The sequence below is a fragment of the Nocardiopsis lucentensis DSM 44048 genome (assembly GCF_000341125.1).
Lineage (GTDB): Bacteria > Actinomycetota > Actinomycetes > Streptosporangiales > Streptosporangiaceae > Nocardiopsis > Nocardiopsis lucentensis.
Window position 1 is genome coordinate 1 of sequence record NZ_ANBC01000075.1, and the last position, 221, is coordinate 221.

1 pseudogene is annotated in these 221 nt (G+C 79.6%); it reads left to right on the top strand.

The annotated features are described in order from the left end of the window. Positions 1-221, top strand: a pseudogene (locus D471_RS39955) (PLP-dependent aminotransferase family protein); the annotation flags it as partial.

Sequence of the window (221 nt, forward strand, 5' to 3'; positions counted from 1 at the left end):
GGGCGGGCTGCGGGTGGGCTGGATCCGCGCCCGGCCCCCGGTGATGGATCGGCTCCGCCGCGCCAAGACCCTGGCCGACGTGGGCGGCGACGTCGCCTCACAGCTGGCCGCGGCGGCGCTGCTGCGCGACCCCGGCTCCCTGGTCGCGCGCCGGACGGCCGAGCTCCGTGACCGCCACGCGCGGCTGACCGGTGAGATCGACCGGCTCCTGCCGGGCTGGC